Genomic DNA, 23,602 nt, shown 5'->3' on the forward strand with positions numbered 1-23,602 from the left:
CGGTTTTACAGGAGGTAACTTATGCCAACCATGATGCGAACGCTAGAACAGCTGATCACGCTGCGTAACCGTAAAGTCCGTGATTTAAGCGGCCAGCTTTCGTCCCAGCAGCAGCTGTGCCAGCGCTATGACCGCAATATTCAGGCCCTGCAATCCCTCTCCACCGCGCCGCCCAGCGAAGGGGGGCACGTGGCGATGATGCTCAACGAGGCGCAGTACAAGAAAAACCTCCAGCGCATTCTCAACTGGCAGAAGCAGGAGCAGGCCCTGGCGACCCTGAAAGCGCAGCAGCTCCAGCAGAACCTGCTGCACGAAGCCCGCCGGGAAAAGGGCTTTCAGCTGGCGCTCGACCAGCGGCGTGACACGGCGCAGGCAGACGAGGGGCGTAAAGCCCAGAAACAGACCGATGCGCTGGCCGCCCAGTTCTGGCAGCGTCGTCAGTAACCCACATGGAGACGCATCCGATGTACCTGTCCTTTCCCGATGGCGCCTGTTCCTGGGCCGCTATTCCGCCGCAGAACTGGCTGGCGCAGCTGCGCCGTCAGTGCGCGCTTCTGGTCGCACATCCGCAGCTGAACGTTAAAGAGGCGATGTACGCCCTGGGCACGCTGCTGAGTAAAATCCAGCACTGCATTGATGAAGGCCGACTCAACGCCGGGCTGGTGGAGAGTATGGGCGAGAGCCTGCTGCAGCTTGCCGAGGCCGGGATCCTGCAACAGCAGGCCGGGCAACTGATGCCGATCCCGCTGTTTCGGGTCGAGGCCTTACAGCAGTTTCCGACGGTCTTCTCACACCCGCAAACCCGGGAGTGTCCGTGGGATGAACCATTTACCCAACTGATGGAGCCAGTAATGAAATCGCTTCTGCAGGGGCTGCTGGCGGAAAACGTGTTTGCCGATCCGCGCTGCTCGTATGGCGAGATGTTTGCGCGCCTTAGCCAGTATTTGTTCTGGGTACGCCAGGCGATTGCGCTGGAGATAGAAGCTGGCACGCGGGTGACGCCTGCGCAGCTGGCGGCGTGGGAGACCTGTTTTCGCGGCTATGGCGCAGATTCGCTGGCGCAGGCAAACGATGACGGACTCAGCTCAGATTTTTACCTGCTGAAGGGGCTGGCGCTCCTGTAAGCGCATCAGTATAAGAAGGCGTCGGGCCGGTCGGCATTGACGATATTTTCCATAATATCCTGCTGCATATGCAGCACCATGCCGTTGCGCTCGTTCAGCTGCTGGCAGCGTCGGGTCTGCTGCTCAAGGTCCTCCCACAGGGCGCTGACTTTTTTCAGCTGCTCCGGCGGCAGGCGGCGAAAGAGGCTGAACAATCCCTGTTTATCTGCGCTCACGTTTAGCGCCCGCAGCTGGGTCTGCCGCTCTGTGGCCCGCTGGCTCAGCGTCCGGTAGATATCCATCAGCTGCTGATTGATGGTGGTCAGCTGCGCGATATCCCTTGCCAGCAGCAGCATGCGCTGAGTTTCAAGCTGCTGCTGCAGCGTCAAATAATCCTGGCGATCCTGGGCAATGCCCTGCACCAGTAAAGTCATCCGTTGGCCTGGTGTCATCGGGTTTACCGCGAGAAGTAGTGCTGCATGGAGAGGGTCAGCTCATCAAGGTTGATGCCAATCTTGCCTTCGCTGAGCGCCTGTTTGATCTCGGCCACCTTCGCCATGTCCACGTCCGGCAGGCTTTTCAGCTGGGTCTGGGCATCGCCCAGCACCGGATCGATCGCCGCAATGTTTTCTGTACGAAGCGGATTAACGGCATCGGACTGCGCCGACTCTTTGGTGGCCTGCACGCCGGTCGCCTGAAGCGGTTGAAACTGTCCCTGGGTTATTTTCATTTTTTCTACTCCCGTGGTTTACGTTTAAAAAGGCTCGACGCCATTCCCTACTTATTCAGGACGACCCATTGTGGCGAAAACTTTAACGGTTGCGTGAGAAATTTCATATCAGGGCGCGCCGAGGATTCGTACCACGCCAGACGACTCTACCAGCCCCTCGACAATGCGCTGGCTGCTGCTATTGCGCACCCGAATCATCTCCCCCTGCCGCCCCTGTTTTAACGCCTCACCGGCGGTACTCGCCTGAATGCCCTGGTTGTTGATGATCAGCGTCACACTCTGGCCCCGCTCAATCAGCACCGGCCTGTCGAGCAGGCTGGCGGTGAGGGTTTGCCCGGCATTGATGCGGCGCTTCACCGTCTGACCCACCACCTGCTGTGGCGCGCTGAATCCTTGATCCTGGATCAGGGCCACGTTCTGTTCGCTCATGACCACATCCGCTGGGCCAATTACCCGGCCTCGCTCCAGCATCTGCGCACTGGTCACCAGCGGCACCCTCACGCTGGCTTTGACCGCCACCGTCAGCGACCAGCCCTGGGGACCCGGACAGCTTACCTCGTAGCGCAGGCGCATCAGCATGCGCTTGTTACCGCCACCTGGTGAGGTGAGCAGCGGGGCGGTGCAGGGGACCAGGGTGTTGGCTTCGGGGGGAAGTACCGACTCGGTGCTGATCTTGCGCTTTTCCCAGCCCTGGCTGGCGGCGATGTCGTTAATTTCGCTGCGCGCGGCGCGAGTTACCGCTGCGTCAATCTGCTGGGCGGCATTCGGCGCTGCCGCGCTGAGGGGGCTAAACAGTATCATGCTTGCGGCGACAGAGAAGAGGAAAGAACCCTTCCGCCTGGTGCAAAAAAAAGAGAAAAATGTTTTATAAATCATTTGAATATAAACCTGGCATAGTTGTTGCATTGAAAGTGTTCGCAGCAGGCCAGGACGAGGATCGAAGGAGAGAATGTGAGTATTAGTTTTGACCGGGCGTTAGGCGTTCATCCACAGGCACTACAGCTCAGACTGACCAGGGCGGAGCTGTTGTCCACGAACCTTGCGAACGTAGATACCCCCAATTTCAAGGCTAAAGATATTGATTTTGCCGCGCAGATGCAACGTGCGAATCAGGCTTTCACTTTTGGCTCACCGCTACAGGTGAAATATCGTCTGCCTTATCAGCCCGCGGGCGATGGCAACACGGTAGAACTCAACGTTGAGCAGGCGGCGTTTGCCCAGAACTCGATGGATTATCAGACCAGCCTGACGTTTCTGAAAATGAAGTTCTCAGGTCTGAAAGCAGCAATCGAAGGAAAATAATCTCAGGAAGGAAGTATGGCTTTTACGGATATCTTTCGCATTTCCAGTTCGGCCATGACGGCGCAAACCGTCAGGCTTAACACCATCGCCAGTAACATGGCGAACGCCGATTCACCGTCCGCCAGCCAGGAGACGGTGTACAAAGCCCGTCGTCCGGTTTTTGGGTCGGTGTATCAGAACAGCGAGCTCACCGGGCGCAAGGCGCTGACCGGGGCCCGCGTGCAGGTAATGGACGTGGTCGAGACCGGCCAGGCCATTCAGCGTTATGAACCAAACCATCCGATGGCGAACGCGCAGGGCTATGTCTATTACCCGGATATCAACGTGGTGGAAGAGATGGCGGACATGATGTCGGCCTCGCGCGGTTTTGAAACCAACGCCGAAGTGCTGAGCAATGTGAAAAGCATGCAGCAAAGCCTGCTCCGCCTGGGCGAGGTGTAATCGATGAACGTCACGGATACCCCGTACAGCGGCAACACCGGCGGAAATTCCATTTCCGCTAACGGCAACTCGGCGGCGGGCATGAACGACATGTTCCTCAAGCTGCTGGTGGCGCAGATCCAGAATCAGGATCCGCTTAACCCCACGGACGGTACCGAGTACGTCAGCCAGCTGGCGCAGCTCTCCCAGGTGCAGTCGATGGAGCGTGTCTCGGCCCTGATGCAGAACAACAGCGTGCTGATGGACAACCTGCAAACCCTCACCACCGCAAGCCTGGTCGGGCAAAACGTGATGGTGCAGAGCGACAGCGTCGAGCTGGACAGCAGCAGCGTGATTAACGGGCGTCTGACCCTCGAGCATCCGTCCGGTGTGACCACCGTCTACGTCAAAGACGCGCTCGGTCAGGAGCACAAAATCGAGCTGGGGCGGCAGGCTGCCGGGCTGGTGGACTTCCAGATCGATGCGAAAAAAATGAATCTCCCGGCAGGGAAATACACGCTGAGCGTAGTGACAGACTCGGCGGAAAAAGACGTCCCGATCGAAGTGGCTGGCACCGTCAACAACGTACGTATTCCGCTAAACGGCGGGGCGACGTTGCTCAATATCGCCGGGTTAGGTGAAGTCCCCTACAACCGAATCAGCCAGTTTGGCGGCAACGCCTCGTCGGCAAATGGACGCAGTAACAGTTAATTTCAGGATGACATTATGAGCTTTAGTATCGCAACGTCTGGCCTCAACGCAATTTCTCAGCAGCTGGGCGCCATCAGTAACAACATCGCCAACTCCGGCACCGTCGGGTTCAAATCGGGCCGCGCGGAGTTTTCGGCGCTGTATGCCCAGTCTCAGCCGCTGGGCGTGGGCGTCAGCGGCGTGACTCAGAGTATCACCCGCGGGGGCAACATTGTCTCCTCCAGCAGTGCGCTGGACCTGGCAATCTCCGGTAACGGTTTCTTCGTGGTCCGCGACAGCACCGGCACCACCTCGTACACCCGTGCGGGCTACTTTGGCACCGATAAAGACGGCAACCTGGTCAACAATCTTGGCATGAACATGCAGGGCTATCCGGTGGATACCAAAGGCAATCTGCAGGTCGGTACCGTGGCGGATCTCAAAATTCAGAGCGGATCGATTCCGGCCAAAGCCACTGAAACCGTCGGCTTTACCGCCAACTTTGACGCCAATGCCAAAGCACCAGGCAAGACCTTCGACAGAACCGACGACTCGTCCTATAACAACACCTACACCACCCAGGTGTTTGACTCCTTAGGCCGCGAGCACACTCTGACTCAGTACTTTGTCAAAAGCGCGACCGCGAACAACGAATGGGATGTGCACTACTTTATTGATGGTAACAAGCTGGGCGCGAGTCCGCAGAACATCAAGTTTGGCACCAACGGCAACATGGCCAACTTCGCCAACGGCAGCTCTGCCGTGGATCTGGCCTGGCAGCCGACCGGCGCCGACCCCATCAACATCAAGCTGAACTACAGTGGCACCACCCAGTATGGCTCCGACTTCTCGGTCAGCCGTAACCAGGGCGACGGCTACGCCTCCGGGGAACGCACCGGGCAGCAGGTGGATGAGAAAGGCAATGTCTTTGCCACCTTCTCCAACGGCGAACGTATGCTGCAGGGCCAGCTGATTCTGGCGAACTTCGCCAACCCGAACGGCCTGCAGTCGCAGGACGGCACCACCTGGGCGCAGACCGGCTCTTCCGGTACACCGCTGATTGGCGCGCCGGGCAGCGGCCTGCTGGGGTTCATAAAATCGTCCGCGCTGGAAGAGTCCAACGTCGATCTGACGTCAGAGCTGGTGGGGCTGATGACCGCCCAGCGTAACTACCAGGCCAACACCAAAGTGATCAGCACCAACGACCAGATGATGAATGCGCTGATGCAGGCGGTGTAATGGATCACTTAATTTATACCGCCATGAGCGGGGCAAGCCGCAGCCTGGAGCAGCAGCAAATCCGCGCCAACAACCTGTCGAACGTTAACACCAGCGGCTTTCGCAGCGATCTGGATCAGGCTCAGGCGAGCCAGGTATCGGGCAGCGGCTACGACTCACGTTACGCCGTGCGCTCTGGCAGCGGTGGGGTAGATATGTCCCCCGCCGCGCTGGAGCAGACCGGCCGTGAGCTGGATGTCGGCATCATCGGCAGCGGGCTGATCGCTTTGCAGTCCGGCGGTCGCGAAGTCTATACCCGCAACGGCCATATCGACGTCAGCCCGGACGGGGATTTGACCATCAACGGCCAGCCGGTGCTGGGCGAGGGCGGGCCGATTGTGCTGCCGCCGTTCGCCCAGGTCTCCATCGCCGATGACGGCACCATCTCCATCCTGCCGCAGGACGGCGACCTCAATGCGCTGATGGACGTCGACCGCATCAAGCTGGTGGATGTCGCCTCCTCGGCGCTGAGTAAGGACAACGCGGGTTTTCTGTTAAGCAACAACCGCATTGAGCCGCGCAGCGAAGAGGTGGTGCTGGCGAACAAGCATCTGGAGAGCAGTAACGTGTCGGCTATCGGGGAGATGATCTCCAGCATGACGCTGAACCGCAGCTTCGAAGCACAAATCAAAATGATGAAAGTGGCAGAAGAGCTGGCGCAGGCGGGCAACCGCGTGATGCGCAGCGCCTGATCTGCGACCAAAGGATAAAGCATGAACCCAGCATTATGGATAAGCAAAACCGGGCTTGCGGCGCAGGACGCCAAAATGAGCGCGGTCTCCAACAACCTCGCCAACGTCAACACCACCGGCTTTAAGCGCGACCGGGTTATTTTTGAAGACCTGTTCTACCAGAACCAGCGCGCACCGGGCGTACAGGCCAACGAAAACAACGCCACCCCCGGCGGGATGCAGTACGGCAGCGGCGTGAAGATCGTCGGTACGCAAAAGGCCTTCACCATCGGCAGCATGCAGGTGACAAACCAGAAGATGGACGTCGCCATCACCGGCCAGGGCTTCTTCCAGGTCGAGCGCCCGGACGGCACCGTTGGCTATACCCGTTCCGGCAATCTGCAGGTTAACAGCGAAGGCGTGCTGACCACGGCGCAGGGGCTGCCGATTATTCCGCAGATTGAACTGCCGGTGAACACCAAAGAGCTGAACATTGCTAAAGACGGTAGCGTTTCTGCCACCGTAGGGGCTGACGTGGATCCAGTCGAGCTGGGTCAGCTGACGCTGGTGAACTTCGTCAATCCGGCCGGACTGTCGGCGGTGGGCGGCAATCTGTATCTGGAAACCGCCGCCAGCGGCGCGCCGGTAGAAGGTATTCCTGGCGAAGAGGCCTTTGGTCAGATCGAACAGGGCACGCTGGAAGGTTCCAACGTGCAGGTAGTGGAAGAGATGGTGGACATGATCACCGTTCAGCGCGCGTACGAGATGAACGCCAAGATGGTCTCCGCTGCGGATGACATGCTGAAATTCATTACCCAGACGTTGTAACGCCATGAAAAAAATTCTGATTGTAAGCCTGGCGGCGCTGCTGCTGTCGGGCTGTGAAACCGTGACCTGGGTGGCGCACAAGGACGATGCCGACTACGCGCCGCCGGACGACATTGAGCAGCCTGACACCCGTGTCTCCGGCGGCGGGCTGTATAACAGCGGCTACTCCTGGTCGTTAGTGCAGGATCGCCGCGCCTATCGCGTCGGCGATATCCTGACCATCAACCTGGATGAATCTACCCAGTCGAGCAAGCAGGCGACCACCAACTTCGGCAAGCAGAACGACGTGACCATCGGCGTACCGGAGGTGCTGGGCCATACGCTGGATAAAGCCAGCGGATCGGTGAGCGGCGACCGCAACTTTAAAGGCGCGGCCAACTCACAGCAGCAAAACATGCTGCGCGGGTCGATCACCGTCGCGGTGTACAAAGTGCTGCCTAACGGCGTGATGGCGGTACGCGGCGAGAAGTGGCTGACCCTTAACCAGGGCGATGAGTATCTGCGGGTCACCGGGCTGGTGCGCTCAGAAGACATCACCCAGGGCAACACCATCTCCTCCCAGCGCATTGCTAACGCCCGCATCTCCTATTCGGGACGCGGCGCCCTCAGCGATGCGAATTCGGCGGGCTGGTTAACGCGCTTCTTCAACCATCCGCTGTTCCCTATCTGATGAGAAACACGATGTTTAAACGACTGATACTGAGCCTGCTGCTGATTGCCGGTACCGGGCCCGCGCTGGCCGAGCGGCTGGGCAACCTGGTGGATGTTCAGGGGGTACGTGGCAACCAGCTGGTGGGCTACAGCCTGGTCGTGGGTCTGGACGGCACTGGCGATAAAAACCAGGTCAAGTTCACCAGCCAGTCGGTGACCAATATGCTGCGCCAGTTCGGCGTGCAGATGCCCGCCAAAATCGACCCCAAGGTGAAGAACGTGGCGGCGGTGGCGATCAGCGCCACGCTGCCGCCGATGTATGCTCGCGGGCAGAGCATTGACGTTACCGTCTCGTCGCTGGGCGATGCCAAAAGCCTGCGCGGTGGCACGCTGCTGCTTACCCAGCTGCGCGGCGCTGACGGGGAAGTGTATGCCCTGGCGCAGGGTAACGTGGTGGTCGGCGGCTTTAAGGCCGAGGGCGACAGCGGCTCCAGCATTACCATGAACACCCCCACGGTGGGGCGCGTGCCAAACGGCGCGAGCGTTGAGCGCGAGATCCCGACCGATTTTCAGGCCAACAGCCAGGTGATCCTTAACCTGAAGCGGCCGAGTTTTAAAACCGCCAATAACGTTGCTATCGCCATTAATCAGGCCTACGGCAATATCGCCACCGCCCAAAGTGCCACCAACGTGATGGTCCGCGCCCCGGAACAGCCAGGTGCTCGGGTGGCGTTTATGTCCTCGCTTGAAGACCTGGAGATCAGCACCGGCAGCCAGCGCCCGCGTGTGGTATTCAATGCCCGTACCGGCACCATTGTGATTGGCGAAGGCGTGGTGGTGCGTGCCGCAGCGGTCTCCCACGGCAACCTGACGGTCACTATCCAGGAATCGCCGCAGGTCAGCCAGCCCGCGCCGTTCAGCCAGGGGCAAACCGTGGTCACGCCAAATTCCAACGTCAACGTGGCGCGCGATCGCGGCCAGATGGTGTTACTGCCGCAGGGCACCAGCCTGCGCACGATTGTGAATACCTTAAACAGCCTGGGCGCATCACCGGATGACACCATGGCAATCCTACAGGCCCTGAGTGAGGCTGGGGCAATGGACGCCGAGCTGGTGGTGATTTAACGATGGCGATCAATGGACTTTCTCGCCCGCTGAACGTGATCCCCGGCGATATCGGCGGCGAACACAAGGCGCAAAACCTGCAGCAGGCCGCAGAGCAGTTTGAAGGGCTGTTTTTACGCGCCATGCTCCAGCAGATGCGCAAAGCCTCGGACGCGCTGTCGAACGGCAACGATCCCTTCACCAGCAAGCAGCAGGTGATGATGCGCGATTTTTACGACGACAAGCTGGCCTCCCAGCTTGCGTCACAGCGCAGCAGCGGGATTGCCGAGATGATCATCAAACAATTGTCCCCGCAGGCCGAGGGCATGGAACGCGCGCTTAAGTTATCGGACCCTCTGGCCGCTTTATCTGATAAAGCCACCCCGGTCGATCCCGTTACGCGCTAATCGCAAGGAGCATCATGAACATCATCAGTACCGCCTTTACCGGCGCGCAGGCAGCCCAGCGCGGAATGAGCACCACGTCGATGAACGTGGCGAACTACCTGACGCCGGGCTACAGCCGCCAGGGCATTATTCAGAGCGCGGTCAGTAATGGACAGGACGGACTCTCCGCCGGGGCGGGGGTGCGCGTGGACAGCATTCGCCGGATCTCCGACCAGTATCTGGTGAACCAGGTCTGGCACAGCTCAACCCGGGCGGAATACTACACCGCCGGGCAAAAATACCTTGGTGCGCTGGAGACGGTGATTGGGGCCGACGGCACCAGCCTGGGTAACGGGCTAGATAAATTTTTCGGCTCCCTCAACGCCCTGACCACTCAGCCGGACTCACAGGCGCTGCGCCAGCAGATGATCAACGAGGCCAGCTCGCTGGCGACGCGCTTCAACAACGTCGACAGCTTTATCAACAGCCAGAAAGCGTCGATTGCCACCCAGCGCGATGCGCTGGTCAGCAACGTGAACCTACTCAGCGCTAACATCGCCAGCTACAACCAGCAGATCGCCGATCTGGAAGGGGCGAACGGCAATGCCAGCGTCCTGCGCGATCAGCGCGACGAGCTGGTGAAACAGCTAAGTGGGATGGTGAGCGTGCGCGTTTCGGAAGACACGTCCGGCCGTTACAGCGTAGCCCTTGGCGACGGGCAGCCGCTGGTTAGCGGGCGCAACTTCGGTCAGCTTAAATCGACGACCAACCAGGCGGGCGAGCAGGCGATCAGCCTCGAGTTCCTCAACACGACCTTCGGGGTGAAAAACGCCATCGGCGGGCAGATGGGGGCACTGAACGACTACGAGCAGGGCACCTTAAAAACGATGCAGGTGGCCGTTCAGGAGATGGCGCGCGGGCTGTCGGATCTGTTTAACAACCAGCTGGCGCAGGGATTTGACCTCAACGGCAATCCGGGCAAACCGCTGTTTGTCTTTGACACAGCGAACGGCAAAGGGATGCTGCAGGTCTCCGACATCAAACCGGATGAAGTGGCACTCTCGTCTGTCGCCGACGAAAGCGGTAACGGCGACAACCTGAAGGCGCTAATCGAGAAGAAAAACACGCCGATTCCGGTGGGCAGCATGGGGTCGATGAGCATCAACGAAGCCGCTGCGGCGATCATTAGCACCGTCGGCATCGCCAGCCGCCAGAACAAAACCGAGCTGGAGGCGGCGGAGTCCGTACGCTACGAAGCCCAGACCCAGCGCGATAACTTAAGCGCGGTCAATCAGGATGAAGAGGCGATGAATCTGCAGGTCTATATGCAGGCGTATCAGTCCAACCTGAAAGTGATCGCCACCGGCAATCAGATCTTCGCCGATCTGCTGAATTTGATCTGATCAAAAAGGAATTTACTATGCGTATCAGCAGTCTTTTTCACTCATCAGCCATGCTGAATCAGATGAACCAGAACGGCGCCCATCTGAGCAAACTGATGCAGCAGATGGCGACTCAGAAGCGGGTTAACGTCCCGTCGGATGATCCGGTGGCCAGCAGCCGTCTGGTGCAACTTAACCGCGAGCAGTCGGCCATCGACCAGTACCAGAGCAACATTACCCGCCTGTCCGGCAACCTGTCGACCCAGGAGGCCCACGTCACCGCGCTCAGCGACCAGCTGCTGTCGCTCTCCGACAAGCTGGTGGCGGCTAACAATGATACCTTCAGCGAGAAAGACCGGGAGGGATTTGGCAAGGAGATGGCGATGATGCTCGAGTCGCTGGTGTCGGTGATGAATGCCAAAAACGAGGAGGGGCAATACCTGTTCTCGGGCACGAAAACCAATACCCAGCCGGTGGTGTGGAACGCCACTAGCGGGCAGTATGCGTTCAAGGGCAATGACAGCACCCGTTCCACTACCGTGGCTAACGGGGTGGAGATCGAAGAGAACATCACCCTTGCGTCGGCCTTTTCAAAGACCGGGACCGACCTGGAGATGCTCAACTTGCTGAAAAGCGTCAGCGACAAAATGATGACGCCGGGCAGCGACTACCGTGACGATCTGAAGCAGCTGCTGGGCGACGTACGGACCGCCAGCGATAACGTGGCGGCGGTCTTTACCGAACTGGGCGGCAAACAGAACCGACTGACCCTGTTAAGCGATGCCCACAGCGATGTGAAAATCGCCCATGAGCAGGTTATCCAGGATCTGTCGGCCGTCGATGCGGCGACCAGCTACGTCAATATCCAGCTGTTTACCCAGGCCGTTCAGGCATCAAACAAGTCGTATATGATGATCAGTCAACTTTCACTTTTTAATCAGATGTAAATATGATGCAGGTTGGTTTAACGCAATCCAGTCTTAACCTGACGCCGTCCGTTAATACGGGGAGTGTTAGCACCCCCGCGGCGGTACGCGGGCAGCCGACGGGCAGCCCGCGCCCTCAGGATCACCGCTTCCCGGAATCACCGCTGATCTCCACCCGACCGCTGCGCTACAACGTGCAGCTTAACCAGCAGCTGACCTCCGTTCAGCAGGCGGACAATTTCCTCTCGCAGGTGGAGGGGCAACTGTTACAGCTGCGGCACGGCAGCCAGGGCGGACGGCGCGCGGAGCTGGCTTCGGAAGCGGCCAGCACCCTGCAGCGATTGCTGGGCAATCGCCCGACGATCAGCAACGGCACGGTGGACAGGCAACTGGCGGTTTCGCTGGAACAGACCGCGCAGGTCAAATTCACTCTGCCTGCTGCCGCGCGATTGCTGCAAAGCGATGAAGCGGAAACGGTGCTCTTTTCGCTGGCGGGCCAGCGCCGGGAGATGGTGGCGGTGGCCTTCGAGGAGGGCAGCACGCCGCGCCAGCAGGTGTTGAAGTTAAACCAGGGGCTGGGCCGCTTCGGTATTCATGCCCGGCTGGACAATCAGCAGCAGCTGACCTTCAGCGTGGATGAGAAAAACTGGGGGCAGGTGAGTACCCAGCTCAGCGTGCGTGGTGAAGGTAAACGTTTCTCCGACAGCTTTACCGCGCTGCTGGCGCGCCCGGAAGCGGCAGTCAGTGATGCGCTGGGCCAGCTTGCGCAGGCACCGCAAACGATGCGTGAACGTCAGAGCGACGTACAGCTGGCGTTAGAGCAGCTTACCCGGCAGCGTAGCCACCTCTTTGTACAGCACGAAAACGTCCGCAAACGGATTGATGAGATGGAGACCCACTACCCGGCCAACGGGGCGCTGGAGCATGCCCGCGCGCTGCGCCAGCATCTGCAAAACGGGGCGAATGACTTTGCCAGCGTCGCCCGGGCAGTAGGGGCGCAGGCGAATTTGCGTCCCGCGACGGTTAAGAATTTACTGACTTGATGGTGTTTTCACCCTCTCCCGTGGGAGAGGGATGGGATGAAGGCACCAGGCCCACTGTTCATATTGCCGGGTGCTAACCGCATTAGCTTTTCAGCGCATACACAAACATTAACCCGCTCTGTCCAATCAGCAGTGGCTGCTTGTTGACGGTCATCGGATAGACCCACACCTCGTTGTGGCGCAAAAAATCCACGAAGCTAAAGATCATCTTATGATTTTGCGGATTGTTATAGCGCACCGGGTTATAGCTATAAAACGTCCGACCATTTCTCTCTTTCTCTTCATCCAGACGCCCCTTAATCAGAAACATCGAATCCTCCGGGTGGGTAATGGTCAGCAGCATGGCCCCGTTCATGTCCATTATCTGCACCTTATAATTCTCCTGCTGATCGGCCAGCAGATCGTAAAAACCAATCTGTAGCTGACCCTTACCCTCGGACTGGCGCGGCGTGGCATGCGACAGCTGATTGACGCTGTGCACCACGCTCACGAGCAAAATCAGGCCGACGCAGATCTTAATTCTTAGGTTTTTTGCAATCAGCCATTTCATTCAACACTCTCTCTGTTTCGCGGTTAATAATATTGACTAACTTATCCCGGTCAATACGCCAGTGATACAACGTCATGGCCAGCTGCTGACTGGCGCACGGGGTTTCAATCGCAAAGGTGTAATTAAGCATCTGCTCGGTGGTGCGATAAAAAACCGTCATCCCCGCATCCTGATTTATCAATGTCTGATTAATTTTTTGAAAAATCGTATTAAAGCGGGTCAGGTCGTCATCACCCGCGTTATCGGATGATAAAGAAATCTTATAAGTGCGGATATTGCTAAACCGACCTTTTCCCTGCTCCCGATACACCATGTCCGCATTATGAATATAAGAGGAATACCATCCGCTAATGGTAATAAGAAGCAATCCGACCAGGACGGCCAGAATAATGGCGCGGGGGATTTTCTTAAGGCTGCCAGCAAGCTTCACTGCGGGGATGTTTGTCGGCATCACCGGCGCTGGTTCTGGCAAGGGGGGCAGATCCACAGGCGTAATGTCGGGGGCTTCCACCCTCTCCTTTATCCCCTCTTGTGCCGGGACCTCGACGGACTGGCAATATTCCGCTTCCAGTAAATATCCGCGCTTGGGAATCGTCTTAATGACCCGTTGCAATTTACCGTCGTCTTCCAGCGCGGATCGCAGCGCATGAATGGCGTTGGATAAACTGTTATCGCCAATCACGCGGCGTTCCCAGACCAGGGCGGTTAGTTCATTACGGGTAAGGGTTTGCCCCGCATGCTGCGCCAGGCAATACAGCAGCTTAATCTGGTACTCGCCCAGCCGCTTAACCTCGCCGGTCTGGAGATGAACAATGGTACCGGCCGACAGATCTAACAGCCAGTTATTAACAGAATAACGCAGAGTATTCATAGTGACGTCAAAGTGGCTCACACCAAAAACAAACAAAAAATTAACTTTTTGCTATTAATTAATTATCTATTATGAAAAGGGGGTTCGAAAGAATTATAAAGCAAGTTCAAAATACGTGCACTCCTTAAAAGACGCCTGTAGCACTTTGCTGTATCAGGCGTATTTATTGCGGGTTTAGGCTATTGTTGGTATTCGCTGTAAGTTAATTGTGAAAAGTTAATTAAATTTGTCGTTATGCATTTAAGTTTAAGGGGAAACGTGTCGTTTAAGGGGTTTTATTGATTAAGGCTGTGAAAGCATAAAAGAGAGCAGGCAAAGTATTGAGTTTAAAAAAATTATCTTTTCTGATTTAACTTTCTTTTTTGGGGTGTCGTTTAGTCTTAGTACACGGGCAAACAGCCCAATAAGAACGACTTCTCAAGGAGAGATACCATGGCTTTATCCATTTTCACCAGCGGCGCAGCAATGTCTTCCACCAACGCCCTGAACAAATCTAACTCTATTCTGTCCACCGCCATGGAGCGTCTGGGTACCGGTAAACGCATTAACTCTGCAGCTGACGATGCGGCAGGCTTGCAGATCGCTACCCGCCTGCAGGGCCAGGTCAACGGTATGGGTGTTGCACAGCGTAACGTTTCTGACGCGACCGCGATGCTGCAGACCGCAGAAGGCGCATTCGAGGAAGTAACCAATATTCTGTATCGTATGAAGGATCTGGCGACTCAAGGCGCGAACGCCACTAACAGTGACCAGGACAGGTCTGCACTCCAGGGTGAAGTAGACCAACTGAATGCTGAATTAAAGAATATTCTTACCAATACAAAATTTGGGGGAGAAGAGCTTATTTTCTCGGGAGCAGGTGGATTCAACGCTACTGGCGGTAAATTAGGCAGTGAATTGTCATTTCAGATTGGTGCGAGTTCAGAAGAAACCCTCAAACTCGATCTTTCGACTGACCTACAAGCGCTCGGCAATAAATTTGGTTTAAGTTATGACCCCAATGATGCTAGTCTCGATGACCCTAAAACAGCTGTTGCTGATGCATTAGACGCCTGGAACAAAGCCAAACTTGATTTCGCAGCTGACCCTACGAAGAAAGACGATATGTTTGATGCGGAAAAGGGTTACAACGATGCATTAATCGAGTTAAAGAAGGCGCAGGGGGCACTTGCTGGAAGTGACGGTGTAGCTGCAATTAGCTTAACTGGTGCCGATACTTCAAATGAGGCAATTAATACGATTAGCGCTGCAATCGAGTCCGTAGGTACTGTTCGTTCCTCATTAGGTTCTAACATTAACCGTCTTGGCCACACCTCTGCCAACCTGGCAAATATGAAAGATAACACCTCGCTAGCGCTGGGTAATATTCGCGATGCTGATTTTGCATCTGAAGCCACCAGCATGACCCGCAACCAGATGCTGGCCCAGACCAGTATGTCGATGCTGAAACAGGCGAACAGCATGTCAGGCATGGTGATGTCCCTGCTGGGCTAATCCGCAACCTTCGTTATCCATCCTTTAAGGCTCCTTTCTGGAGCCTTTTTTAATTTCCCTACTTTTTGTGTCGCTTAATACTGATTAGCGGAACATTTCCGTATCAGGCGGAAGCGCTGTTTCCTCTGCGCTCTCATTTTTACGAATTTTCAAAGAGTTAAAAGTTGGCATGGCTATTGCTTAATAGGCGATACGCCGCGTCGTCAGGGAGGAGTGAGCAGTGAGTGATTTTTCAAATATTGATCCACAAAGTATGGCAACCCAGCTTGCCGGTTTTGATGTGCAGACGCTGCAGAACCAGTTAAAGACACAAAAGTCGAAGCTTGCCTCGCAGCAGACCGCATTGCGCACCCTGAAAAGTGCGCTGACCGAGTTTCGCACCTCGATGCAAAACCTGAATAAAACCAATGCCGGGATGCTGAAAACCAGCTCGAGCGTCAGCGTGGAGAACATGGTCAAGGTGACCACCACCTCAGAGACGCGTAAAGGTACTTACAACGTTTTTGTCGAGCAGCTCGCCTCCTCGCACCAGCTGGCCTACAACGCGCTTGATGAAGATGCGGTAAAAAATGCCACCGGCAGCATGAAGATTCAGGTGGGCAGTGACAGCAGCAAAACGATCACCGTTGATATGGACAACGTGGATAGCCTCGCGGGCCTGGCAAAAGCGATCAATGGCGTCAGCGATAACCCGGGCGTGACCGCGTCGCTGGTGCGCACCAACGGTGAAGTGCGCCTGATGTTAAGCAGCGATAAAAGCGGCGCTGGCAATGCCCTCACGGTGTCCGGATTCCCGGAAATAGAGAACAGCAAGGCCGTAACGCTTTCGGAAGCCAAAGACGCCATCGCCTGGCTGGGCGAAAAGAATAACGGCATTCAGGTGAGCAGCAGCACCAACACCTTCACCGATCTGATTGACGGCGTCACGCTGGAATTGAATCAAGCTCAGAAGGACGGCGATACGCCGTTGCGCATTGATGTGGGCGTCAATACTGCCGACACCACGGCGCAGGTAAATGCGTTTGTTGCGTCTTACAACAAGCTGCTGAGCTCGCTGGGCAGCCTCACCGCGACCGGCTCCGGCAGCACCGATCGTGGTGCCTTCGCCGGGGATGCCAGCGTCGGCAACCTGCGTCGCGATCTTAACAACATGCTGCGTACCGCCATCGGCGGCCAGGACATTACCCAGTTTGGCCTCAGCGCGGATAAAGACGGCAAGCTGACGCTGGACAGCGACAAGCTGAAAGAGAAGCTCACGGAAGATCCCGGCAAGCTCAACGCCCTGTTTAACGGCGATAAAGGCCTGCTGAAAGCGATGGACAAATCGATGGATAAGTTCCTCAGCATCACCGGTGGCGAAATCAAATCCCGGGAAGAGACCTTCCGCCGTCGCGAAACCGAACTCAGCGATCGCAGCGACAAAATCTCGACGCGCTACGACACCGCCTACAACCGCTATCTGTCGCAGTTCACGCGCCTGCAAAGCGTGATGCAGCAGATGAACAACACCGCCAATATGTTTGGCCTGACATAAGGACGCATACATGTACGGAAACACCCAGGAAGGGTACGACGCTTTCTATGAAACCGATATGGCCGCGCAGGTAGCGGCCGCTACGCCGCATCAGCTGGTGATGATGTTGTTTAACGGCCTGGCGGACGAACTGGTACGCGCCAAAAGCCACATTATGGCCAAACGCTACGAGCGCAAAGCGCACAGCGTTAACAAGTGCATCGATATCCTCAATGCCCTGACTAGCGCCCTGGATTACGACAAGGGCGGCGAGCTGGCGCGCAATCTGGCGAACCTCTACGACTACTGCGTTCACCGCCTGTACGAGGCGAGCAACGCCCTGTCGACCGAGATGATCGACGAAGTGGAAAACCTGATTGGCGAGCTGCGTCAGGGCTGGGAAGCGATGGGCAAGCTGAATGGATGATTTGCTGTTAATTGACTGGCAAACCCGTGCGCTGGGGGCGGCGGCGGGCAAGGGCGACTGGGAAAGCGTGGCATCGCTGGACCGCGAAATTGCCGGGCTGCTGCAGACGTTAGGGTCGCAGCCGCTCACCGAGCAAAAGCGCCACGAGCTTTTGAAGCTGCAGCGTACCCATCAGCAGGTGCTGAAGCTTGCTCAGCACAGCAGCCAGCAGTTACAGCAAAAAATGGCACAGCTTCGTGAGCAGCGCGAGGGGGCTCAGGCCTACTCCGCTTTTATGGACGAGGATAATTTCCGCAATGAGTGACATGTTAAATCTTGCCCCTCAGGGCGCGCCGACCCTGCCCACGAGTGAGCCGCTGCTGGCGCAGGAATCACCGATGCCGGGCGGGGACGATCTGCTGCCCATGCTGGCGTTCGACGAGCTTTTGGCGCAGGTAATGCCGGAGCTGGCGTCAGAGACTGTCGAGGTGAGCGATACGCCTCTCCCGGAAGGCCCGATGCCGACAGCGCCGGAACTGACCCCGGAAGAGCAGGCGCTGATCGCCCAGCAGTTTATGGCTTCGCTGCGGGTTAATCCGCTGGCGGACCCGGTCGCTGAAACAGCGGTGCGCCCGGTGATGCTGGCGGAAAACAGCGCCATCACCGCACCGGCAGCATCAGGCGTACCCGCCGCCGCTGAGGTCGTGACCACCCACAAACCGCCGGTTGCAGCAACCAGGACAGAGGCCGAGACCAAAAGCGCAGAAACCCTCGCAGGCAAACCGGCGGCAATGCCGATCGTGCATAAAGAGGCATGGCACCCGGTCACGCCAATTTCACATTCGGTCGCGCACCTTCCGGTGGTGTCGATGGGGCAGTCGCAGGCGCAGGTGAATGCCCCGCTGCGGCTGGAGAGCAGCCATCAGGATATCGGGCAGCAGCTGCAGAGCGCGCTGGGCGACAGGCTCAACATCCAGGTGAATAACCAGATCCAGCACGCCACCATCCGCCTCGACCCGCCGGAGATGGGCAAGATCGAGATCGTCCTCCATTTCGAAGCGGGGAAACTGCAGGTGCAGATCAATGCTGGACAGAGTGATGTCTATCGCGCCTTACAGCAGGTCAGCCAGGAGCTGCGCCAGGCGCTGACGGAGCAGCATTTTGTCGACGTCGATGTACAGGTCTCCTCGCAACATCAGCAGCAACAACAGCCCGGCCATCACCCGCAGCAGCAGGGCAGCCTGGCGACGCCCGTGCTGGCCAATGACGCCAGCGACACCCGCGCGACCGGTCCGCGCGAAGACACCTCAATTTTGATGACTATTTAACAGCGACAAATATGACGATTAAAAAAATTTCTGCAGTGATGGCGATCGCCGTTTTGTCCTCGGTATTAACCGCCGGGTTAGCAGTAACGGGCACCTATTACCTCAATGCGAGCACCAACAGCAGCGCACAGGCATCAGAGGACGGGGCGCCAGAGGCGAAGCCGGGCATCTGGCACAAAGTCAGCGGCTTCTTCGCCAGCAGCGACAACGTGGCGCCGCCGCAGTTTGTTGAGATGAACAACATCATGATCACCCTGCGCAGCGACGGCGATCGGGAGCGCTACATGCTGCTCGAACTGGCGCTGTCTGCTGCCGATAGCCAGGCTGTCCAGCAAACCGAAATGATGCTGCCGGCCATCCGCGGGGCCACCGTGGCGCTGTTCTCTGATATGGAATACAGCGCGGTGCGCGCCATGCATATCCCCGAGCTGCACGACATGCTGATGGCCACCTACAACGCTCGCTTTGCCGAGCTGAAACAATCGGTTCCGTTTAACGACGTGACGATAAGCAAGATGCTGTTGCAATAAACGCCCAGGAATACTCGATGGAAAGCAGCAATTTTATCACCGACGAAACGCTCTCTCCGGCGCAGGAAGCGCACTACATCAGCCTTTATCTGCCGCTGGTGAAACGCATTGTGAAGCAGCTGTCATGGCAGACCCAAAGCGTTATCGACAGCGATGATATGGAGCAAATTGCGCTGATGGGGCTGCTCAGCTCCCTGCGTCGCTACGGTGAGCCCGACGAGCAGTTTGCCGCCTATGCGTACGCCCGTATTCGCGGTTCGGTGCTGGATGAACTGCGAATGTTGGACTGGCGTCCAAGGCGGATGCGTCAGAAGGCGCACAAGATTAACGACGCCATCCGCGAGCTGTCGCGCAAGCTGGGCCGCGAGCTTAACGATGAGGACATCCTTCGCCATCTCGATATCAGCCAGCAGGAGTATCAGGAGTATCTGCTGCTGGAGAACGCCAGCGCGCTGCAAAGCCTGGACGAGATACTGGCGATGGATGGCAGCATCGGGCACCACAGCCGGCCGCTGGAGGAGGAGATGATCATCAACGACTCTCTGCGTGCTGCCCTGGCAACGCTGGACCGCCGCGAACAGCTGATCCTCACGCTCTATTACCAGCATGAGCTGAGTCTGAAAGAGATTGCGCTGATCCTCGAGATTACGGAAGCCAGAGTGTGCCAGCTGAATAAAGGCATCGTACAAAAAATTAAAGTCGCCATGGCGCAGTGAGACGGACATGCAAAAACTACTGGGATTATTGATTATTTTTGGCTGCGTAGTTGGCGGCTTTCTGGAGTCGGGCGGTCGGCTGGCCGCTTTTTGGGTACCGGGCGAACTGCTGATTATTATCGGGGCCGGGATCGGGGCGCTGGTGCTCGCCAACCCCAAGCCGGTGCTGGTGGAGATGTGGCGTCAGGTGAAAAACTCGATGCGCAAAAACACCTACACCGGCGAGTACCAGCGCCAGCTGCTGATGCTGCTGTATGAACTGCTGGAGCTGGTGCAGGACGGCGGTCTGAAGGTGCTGGATGAACATATCGAGGTGCCTGAAAACAGTTCTCTGTTTAAGAAGTACCCGAAGGTGCTGGAAGATCATGCCTTAATCACCTTTATCTCGGATAACTTCCGCCTGATGGCGATGGGCAAAATCAACGAGCATGAGCTGGAAGGGATCCTCGAACAGGAGTTGAGCGCCATGGAAGAGGAGCTGCTGCGCCCGTCACGGTCAATGCAGCGTACCGCCGAAGCGATGCCGGGGTTCGGCATCTGTGCGGCAGTGCTGGGGATCATCATTACCATGCAGTCTATTGACGGCTCGATCGCCATCATTGGCGTCAAAGTCGCCGCCGCGCTGGTGGGCACTTTCCTCGGGGTCTTTATCTGCTACTGCCTGCTCGATCCGCTGGCCAATGCCATGGAACAGCAGACCCGCAAACAGATGGCCGGGCTTGAGTGCGTGCGCACAGTGCTGGTCAATCAGGTGGCGGGCAAACCGACCCTGCTGGCGGTGGATGCCGGACGCAAAATGCTGCCGATGGACACCAAACCGACCTTTGCCACCCTGGACGGCTGGGTTAACCAACTGATTGGTGAGGCGGATGCGTAGCAGTAAGAAACAGGCGCATACCACAATCATCAAACGTTCAGCCCGCCGGGAGCATCATGCGCATCACGGCGGCGCGTGGAAGGTGGCTTTTGCCGACTTCACCCTGGCGATGATGGCGCTGTTTATGGTGCTATGGATCATGAGCTCGGTGACGGAAGAGGAGCGTAAAGAGGTAGTGGCCCGGCTGACAGGCGAGTCGATTTTTGACGGTCAGGTGATGTCGCCGCTCTCCAGCGGCGGGGCGGTGAATGGCCCCAATATGATTATGCCCGGCAAACAGGGGGGAGCCGACCCCACGCAGAATATCGAGAAAAAGCTGCAGCAGCTGGGCGAGCTGGACAAAGTCAAAAACAACAGCGAATCGCTGACCGAGGTGAACAAACGCTCTCAGCAGGAGATGATTGAGCTGTCGCGGGTGATCATGGAGATTACCCGTGCCTACGATGCGCAGTCCAACCTGCAGATGGAGATTGTGCCGCAGGGGCTGCGGATCCTGATTCAGGACGACCAGAAGCGGGAGATGTTCCAGCGCAGCAGCGCGCTGCTGACGCCGTTTTTCCAGCGTTTACTGACCCAGCTGGCACCGGTGTTCAACAAAATCGACAATAAAATGATCCTCACCGGCCATACGGATGCCTCTCGCTACCGGGACCAGCGTCTGTATAATAACTGGAACCTGTCGGGCGACCGCGCCCTGGCCGCGCGAATAGCCCTGGAGCAGGGCGGCATGGCGGCGGACAAAGTCATCCAGGTGAATGCGATGGCCGACAAAATGCTGCTCAGGCCGGAAGAGCCGTTAAGTGCGGCTAACCGCCGGATCGAAATCATGGTATTAACCCATGCGGCAGCAGATTCGCTGTATCAGTTCTTCGGTCAGCATGGTGAAAACGTCGTTAAACCGCTTGCGGAGCAGCTGGACAAGCACCCGCGCTAATCGCGGATGTGTATTAAGAGGGAAAGATGTCTGTCATTGCGCATTACTATATCCAGCAGCAGAGCGTGAACACGGCGTCTGCGGCCACCCTGACGGCGCAAACGCCATCGGCAGGGGCGACACAGACCAGCGTTCCGGCTTCCTTTTCGCAGGTCTTAAATTCATCACAGCCGATGTTAACCCAGCCTGCGGCGAGCGCGCCGCAAACGGCTGCCGCCCGTCCAATATCACCGGAGGCGACGCCCGCTACGCTCGATCAGTTGGAGAAGTTTGCCCGTGCACAGGGCTGGACGGAGAAGCAGATCGCGCTGATGAAGCGCCTGTCCCAGCGTAAAAACAGCCGCACCGGGCAACCCTGGTCGGCGCAGGGCGGCCCGCTTGCCACCCGCGAGACGGCGTTGGCGATGGTCAGAGAGATTGGGTTGGCCGTCTCCCCGCAGCAGGCCGGTGGCGTGCGCGGTATTCGCAACAACAATCCCGGCAACCTCGAAGCCAGTCAGGCGTTTCAGTGGCAGGGGCAGAACGGCAACGACGGGCGTTTTGCCACCTTCACCTCCCCTGAGCACGGCATTCGCGCCCTTGGGATGAATCTGCTCTCCTATCAGCGGCGTGGGCTGGATACCATCAGCAAAATTATCTCCCGCTGGGCACCGCCGCAGGATAATAACGATACTCCCGCTTATATCCAGAAAGTGAGTACGGCGCTGGGCGTTTCGCCGCATACCCGGCTGGACGTGGCTTCCCCCTCGGTATTAAGCGCGCTGAGTAAAGCGATTATCCGCCATGAAAACGGGGCGATACCGTTTTCTGAAGAGGTGATTAATAACGGCGTATTCTCGGCGCTGGGCCTGGCGGAGCTACCCGGCAGTCAACGGCCGGTATTAAAAAATACCCCGGTGGTGGACGGCCAATCACAATTTGTGATGCAGACCCGTCTGATGAGCCCGCACAAATTAAAGCAGCTCCAGCAATCGCTGGATAAACAGCTGCAGGCAGCAAAAATAGTGATTGAAGCTAACGGCACGGCAACCAGTATTCCGAGCAAGGCCGAGCTGGTGGCTGCCTGGGGATATAGCGAAGGTTCCCAGCGGTATAATGAGCTGGCGAATATTATCGCCCGTGCCGAACAGAAGAAAAAGCCGCGGATCTAATTAATATAAAAATGAGACGTGTCGCTTCAATTTTATGAATACTCACTCTTTCCAGGATGTTCATAATGAAAATTGAAGGTAGCGCTTATCATTATGGTTCCGGCTTTACTGTGGATGGCGCAAATGAGCAGAAAAGCCGAAAACCGCTGGGGTTTTCGCAGTACAGTGGCACCGTTTGCCAGCAAAGCGGCCAGTGGCGCACGCTGTGGAACACTGTACCGCAGGTGGTCAGTATCGAAAAAGGCACCGTAATGCCCTATCACGCGGCCCAGGCGGTGCAGTGGACGCTGACCGAATACAGTCCCAGCGAAACGCGAATTGTGAAAACCTCCCTCGAATAATTCCTGAATAATCTAAAATGAGGTCTTTCTGAGACCTCACACGTTTTTGATGATCTGCCCCTTATAAGTCACGATTCCCGCCGCTATTGTCGACCTCAATCATCCTCTGCTGAAATTATTCATTGATGTCCTTTTTTAGTTAATCTTTTGTCGATTTTCGCGCTGCGTTGTTAATTCTTTAAGGTGTCCAGGAGAGGGCGTAAAACTTACATTAATTTACTGTTTAAAAATATCGCCGGCCTCGTTACATAACTGGCGGGCACAGGTCATGCGACGCGTCAGAGGGAAGAACCTTAAAGAAAGTAGGGTTTTATTTATCAGGCTGATTTTTAAGTATTATTAAGTAATTAGTGCCATTTTTGATAGGTTATAAATAC

General features: G+C 57.0%; 29 protein-coding genes and 1 pseudogene. 25 read left to right on the forward strand and 5 right to left on the reverse strand.

Annotated elements, in window-relative coordinates:
- Positions 1-21 precede the first annotated feature (21 nt).
- A complete protein-coding gene (locus ACRDD5_RS15815; RefSeq protein WP_438677282.1) occupies positions 22-444 on the forward strand; it encodes a flagellar FliJ family protein in 423 nt (140 codons plus the stop codon).
- Positions 445-464: 20 nt separating this feature from the next.
- On the forward strand, positions 465-1,124 hold the full coding sequence (locus tag ACRDD5_RS15820; RefSeq protein WP_438677283.1) for a hypothetical protein: 660 nt from the start codon (positions 465-467) through the stop codon (positions 1,122-1,124).
- A 5-nt stretch (positions 1,125-1,129) separates the two neighbouring features.
- On the opposite strand, the gene flgN is transcribed toward ACRDD5_RS15820, so the two are convergent.
- The 3 genes from flgN to flgA all read right to left on the reverse strand — a co-directional run bounded on the left by flgN (position 1,130) and on the right by flgA (position 2,634).
- Positions 1,130-1,537, reverse strand: a complete 408-nt coding sequence (gene flgN / locus ACRDD5_RS15825; RefSeq protein WP_438677284.1) for a flagellar export chaperone FlgN — start codon at positions 1,535-1,537, stop codon at positions 1,130-1,132.
- A gap of 23 nt (positions 1,538-1,560) precedes the next feature.
- A complete protein-coding gene (locus ACRDD5_RS15830; protein WP_438677285.1) occupies positions 1,561-1,833 on the reverse strand; it encodes a flagellar biosynthesis anti-sigma factor FlgM in 273 nt (90 codons plus the stop codon).
- Positions 1,834-1,941: 108 nt separating this feature from the next.
- Positions 1,942-2,634, reverse strand: coding sequence for a flagellar basal body P-ring formation chaperone FlgA (gene flgA, locus ACRDD5_RS15835; protein WP_438677286.1), 693 nt, complete (start codon positions 2,632-2,634; stop codon positions 1,942-1,944).
- 150 nt (positions 2,635-2,784) lie between these two features.
- Here flgA and ACRDD5_RS15840 point away from each other — a divergent pair, with 150 nt between their 5' ends.
- The 12 genes and pseudogenes from ACRDD5_RS15840 to ACRDD5_RS15895 all read left to right on the forward strand — a co-directional run bounded on the left by ACRDD5_RS15840 (position 2,785) and on the right by ACRDD5_RS15895 (position 12,514).
- Positions 2,785-3,135 carry a flagellar basal body protein gene (locus tag ACRDD5_RS15840; RefSeq protein ID WP_438677287.1) on the forward strand — a complete coding sequence of 117 codons (351 nt, stop codon included), beginning with the start codon at positions 2,785-2,787 and terminating at the stop codon, positions 3,133-3,135.
- Between the two features lie 15 nt (positions 3,136-3,150).
- A complete protein-coding gene (gene flgC / locus ACRDD5_RS15845) occupies positions 3,151-3,576 on the forward strand; it encodes a flagellar basal body rod protein FlgC (RefSeq protein WP_438677288.1) in 426 nt (141 codons plus the stop codon).
- Positions 3,577-3,579: 3 nt separating this feature from the next.
- A complete protein-coding gene (gene flgD / locus ACRDD5_RS15850; RefSeq protein WP_438677289.1) occupies positions 3,580-4,266 on the forward strand; it encodes a flagellar hook assembly protein FlgD in 687 nt (228 codons plus the stop codon).
- 15 nt (positions 4,267-4,281) lie between these two features.
- The gene (flgE, locus tag ACRDD5_RS15855) at positions 4,282-5,484 is read left to right on the forward strand and encodes a flagellar hook protein FlgE (protein WP_438677290.1); all 1,203 of its coding nucleotides are present in this window, start codon (positions 4,282-4,284) and stop codon (positions 5,482-5,484) included.
- On the forward strand, positions 5,484-6,215 hold the full coding sequence (locus ACRDD5_RS15860) for a flagellar basal body rod protein FlgF (protein ID WP_438677291.1): 732 nt from the start codon (positions 5,484-5,486) through the stop codon (positions 6,213-6,215). Before flgE ends, ACRDD5_RS15860 begins: the two co-directional genes overlap by 1 nt.
- A 21-nt stretch (positions 6,216-6,236) precedes the next feature.
- The gene (flgG, locus tag ACRDD5_RS15865; RefSeq protein ID WP_438677292.1) at positions 6,237-7,022 is read left to right on the forward strand and encodes a flagellar basal-body rod protein FlgG; all 786 of its coding nucleotides are present in this window, start codon (positions 6,237-6,239) and stop codon (positions 7,020-7,022) included.
- A gap of 4 nt (positions 7,023-7,026) precedes the next feature.
- A complete protein-coding gene (gene flgH, locus ACRDD5_RS15870) occupies positions 7,027-7,692 on the forward strand; it encodes a flagellar basal body L-ring protein FlgH (RefSeq protein ID WP_438677293.1) in 666 nt (221 codons plus the stop codon).
- Positions 7,693-7,703: 11 nt separating this feature from the next.
- Positions 7,704-8,798, forward strand: a complete 1,095-nt coding sequence (locus ACRDD5_RS15875; RefSeq protein ID WP_438677294.1) for a flagellar basal body P-ring protein FlgI — start codon at positions 7,704-7,706, stop codon at positions 8,796-8,798.
- Between the two features lie 2 nt (positions 8,799-8,800).
- Positions 8,801-9,085: pseudogene (locus tag ACRDD5_RS15880) on the forward strand (rod-binding protein); the annotation flags it as partial.
- Between the two features lie 113 nt (positions 9,086-9,198).
- The gene (gene flgK / locus ACRDD5_RS15885) at positions 9,199-10,566 is read left to right on the forward strand and encodes a flagellar hook-associated protein FlgK (protein WP_438677295.1); all 1,368 of its coding nucleotides are present in this window, start codon (positions 9,199-9,201) and stop codon (positions 10,564-10,566) included.
- Positions 10,567-10,583: 17 nt separating this feature from the next.
- Complete coding sequence (flgL, locus tag ACRDD5_RS15890; protein WP_438677296.1) at positions 10,584-11,492, forward strand: flagellar hook-associated protein FlgL; 909 nt, start codon at positions 10,584-10,586, stop codon at positions 11,490-11,492.
- A gap of 2 nt (positions 11,493-11,494) precedes the next feature.
- Positions 11,495-12,514 carry a hypothetical protein gene (locus ACRDD5_RS15895; RefSeq protein WP_438677297.1) on the forward strand — a complete coding sequence of 340 codons (1,020 nt, stop codon included), beginning with the start codon at positions 11,495-11,497 and terminating at the stop codon, positions 12,512-12,514.
- Positions 12,515-12,596: 82 nt separating this feature from the next.
- Here the strand turns inward: ACRDD5_RS15895 and ACRDD5_RS15900 are convergent, their stop codons facing one another.
- Together ACRDD5_RS15900 and ACRDD5_RS15905 are read right to left on the reverse strand one after the other, a co-directional pair.
- A complete protein-coding gene (locus tag ACRDD5_RS15900; RefSeq protein WP_438677298.1) occupies positions 12,597-13,064 on the reverse strand; it encodes a hypothetical protein in 468 nt (155 codons plus the stop codon).
- On the reverse strand, positions 13,030-13,935 hold the full coding sequence (locus ACRDD5_RS15905) for a winged helix-turn-helix domain-containing protein (RefSeq protein ID WP_438677299.1): 906 nt from the start codon (positions 13,933-13,935) through the stop codon (positions 13,030-13,032). Before ACRDD5_RS15905 ends, ACRDD5_RS15900 begins: the two co-directional genes overlap by 35 nt.
- A 432-nt stretch (positions 13,936-14,367) precedes the next feature.
- Between ACRDD5_RS15905 and ACRDD5_RS15910 the strand changes: the two genes are divergently transcribed.
- The 11 genes from ACRDD5_RS15910 (at position 14,368) to ACRDD5_RS15960 (ending at position 23,225) form a co-directional block, all read left to right on the forward strand.
- Positions 14,368-15,429, forward strand: coding sequence for a flagellin N-terminal helical domain-containing protein (locus ACRDD5_RS15910; protein WP_438677300.1), 1,062 nt, complete (start codon positions 14,368-14,370; stop codon positions 15,427-15,429).
- 220 nt (positions 15,430-15,649) lie between these two features.
- Positions 15,650-16,963, forward strand: a complete 1,314-nt coding sequence (gene fliD / locus ACRDD5_RS15915; RefSeq protein ID WP_438677301.1) for a flagellar filament capping protein FliD — start codon at positions 15,650-15,652, stop codon at positions 16,961-16,963.
- A 10-nt stretch (positions 16,964-16,973) separates the two neighbouring features.
- A complete protein-coding gene (gene fliS, locus ACRDD5_RS15920; protein ID WP_438677302.1) occupies positions 16,974-17,369 on the forward strand; it encodes a flagellar export chaperone FliS in 396 nt (131 codons plus the stop codon).
- Positions 17,362-17,673: a flagellar protein FliT gene (gene fliT, locus ACRDD5_RS15925; RefSeq protein ID WP_438677303.1), complete on the forward strand. Its 312-nt coding sequence runs from the start codon at positions 17,362-17,364 to the stop codon at positions 17,671-17,673. Before fliS ends, fliT begins: the two co-directional genes overlap by 8 nt.
- Positions 17,666-18,676: a flagellar hook-length control protein FliK gene (locus tag ACRDD5_RS15930; protein WP_438677304.1), complete on the forward strand. Its 1,011-nt coding sequence runs from the start codon at positions 17,666-17,668 to the stop codon at positions 18,674-18,676. Before fliT ends, ACRDD5_RS15930 begins: the two co-directional genes overlap by 8 nt.
- Before the next feature lie 11 nt (positions 18,677-18,687).
- A complete protein-coding gene (locus ACRDD5_RS15935; RefSeq protein WP_438677305.1) occupies positions 18,688-19,206 on the forward strand; it encodes a flagellar basal body-associated FliL family protein in 519 nt (172 codons plus the stop codon).
- A gap of 17 nt (positions 19,207-19,223) precedes the next feature.
- A complete protein-coding gene (locus tag ACRDD5_RS15940) occupies positions 19,224-19,922 on the forward strand; it encodes a FliA/WhiG family RNA polymerase sigma factor (RefSeq protein ID WP_438677306.1) in 699 nt (232 codons plus the stop codon).
- Positions 19,923-19,929: 7 nt separating this feature from the next.
- Entirely contained in the window at positions 19,930-20,799 is an 870-nt protein-coding gene (motA, locus tag ACRDD5_RS15945) for a flagellar motor stator protein MotA (protein ID WP_438677307.1), read from the forward strand.
- Entirely contained in the window at positions 20,792-21,733 is a 942-nt protein-coding gene (gene lafU, locus ACRDD5_RS15950) for a putative lateral flagellar export/assembly protein LafU (RefSeq protein ID WP_438677308.1), read from the forward strand. Before motA ends, lafU begins: the two co-directional genes overlap by 8 nt.
- Positions 21,734-21,759: 26 nt before the next feature.
- Positions 21,760-22,884, forward strand: coding sequence for a hypothetical protein (locus tag ACRDD5_RS15955; RefSeq protein WP_438677309.1), 1,125 nt, complete (start codon positions 21,760-21,762; stop codon positions 22,882-22,884).
- Between the two features lie 65 nt (positions 22,885-22,949).
- Positions 22,950-23,225 carry a hypothetical protein gene (locus tag ACRDD5_RS15960; protein ID WP_438677310.1) on the forward strand — a complete coding sequence of 92 codons (276 nt, stop codon included), beginning with the start codon at positions 22,950-22,952 and terminating at the stop codon, positions 23,223-23,225.
- The last annotated feature ends 377 nt before the right edge of the window (positions 23,226-23,602 follow it).

It is taken from the genome of Silvania sp., from assembly GCF_051656365.1.
In the GTDB taxonomy this organism is placed as follows: Bacteria; Pseudomonadota; Gammaproteobacteria; order Enterobacterales; family Enterobacteriaceae; genus Enterobacter; species Enterobacter hatchlandensis.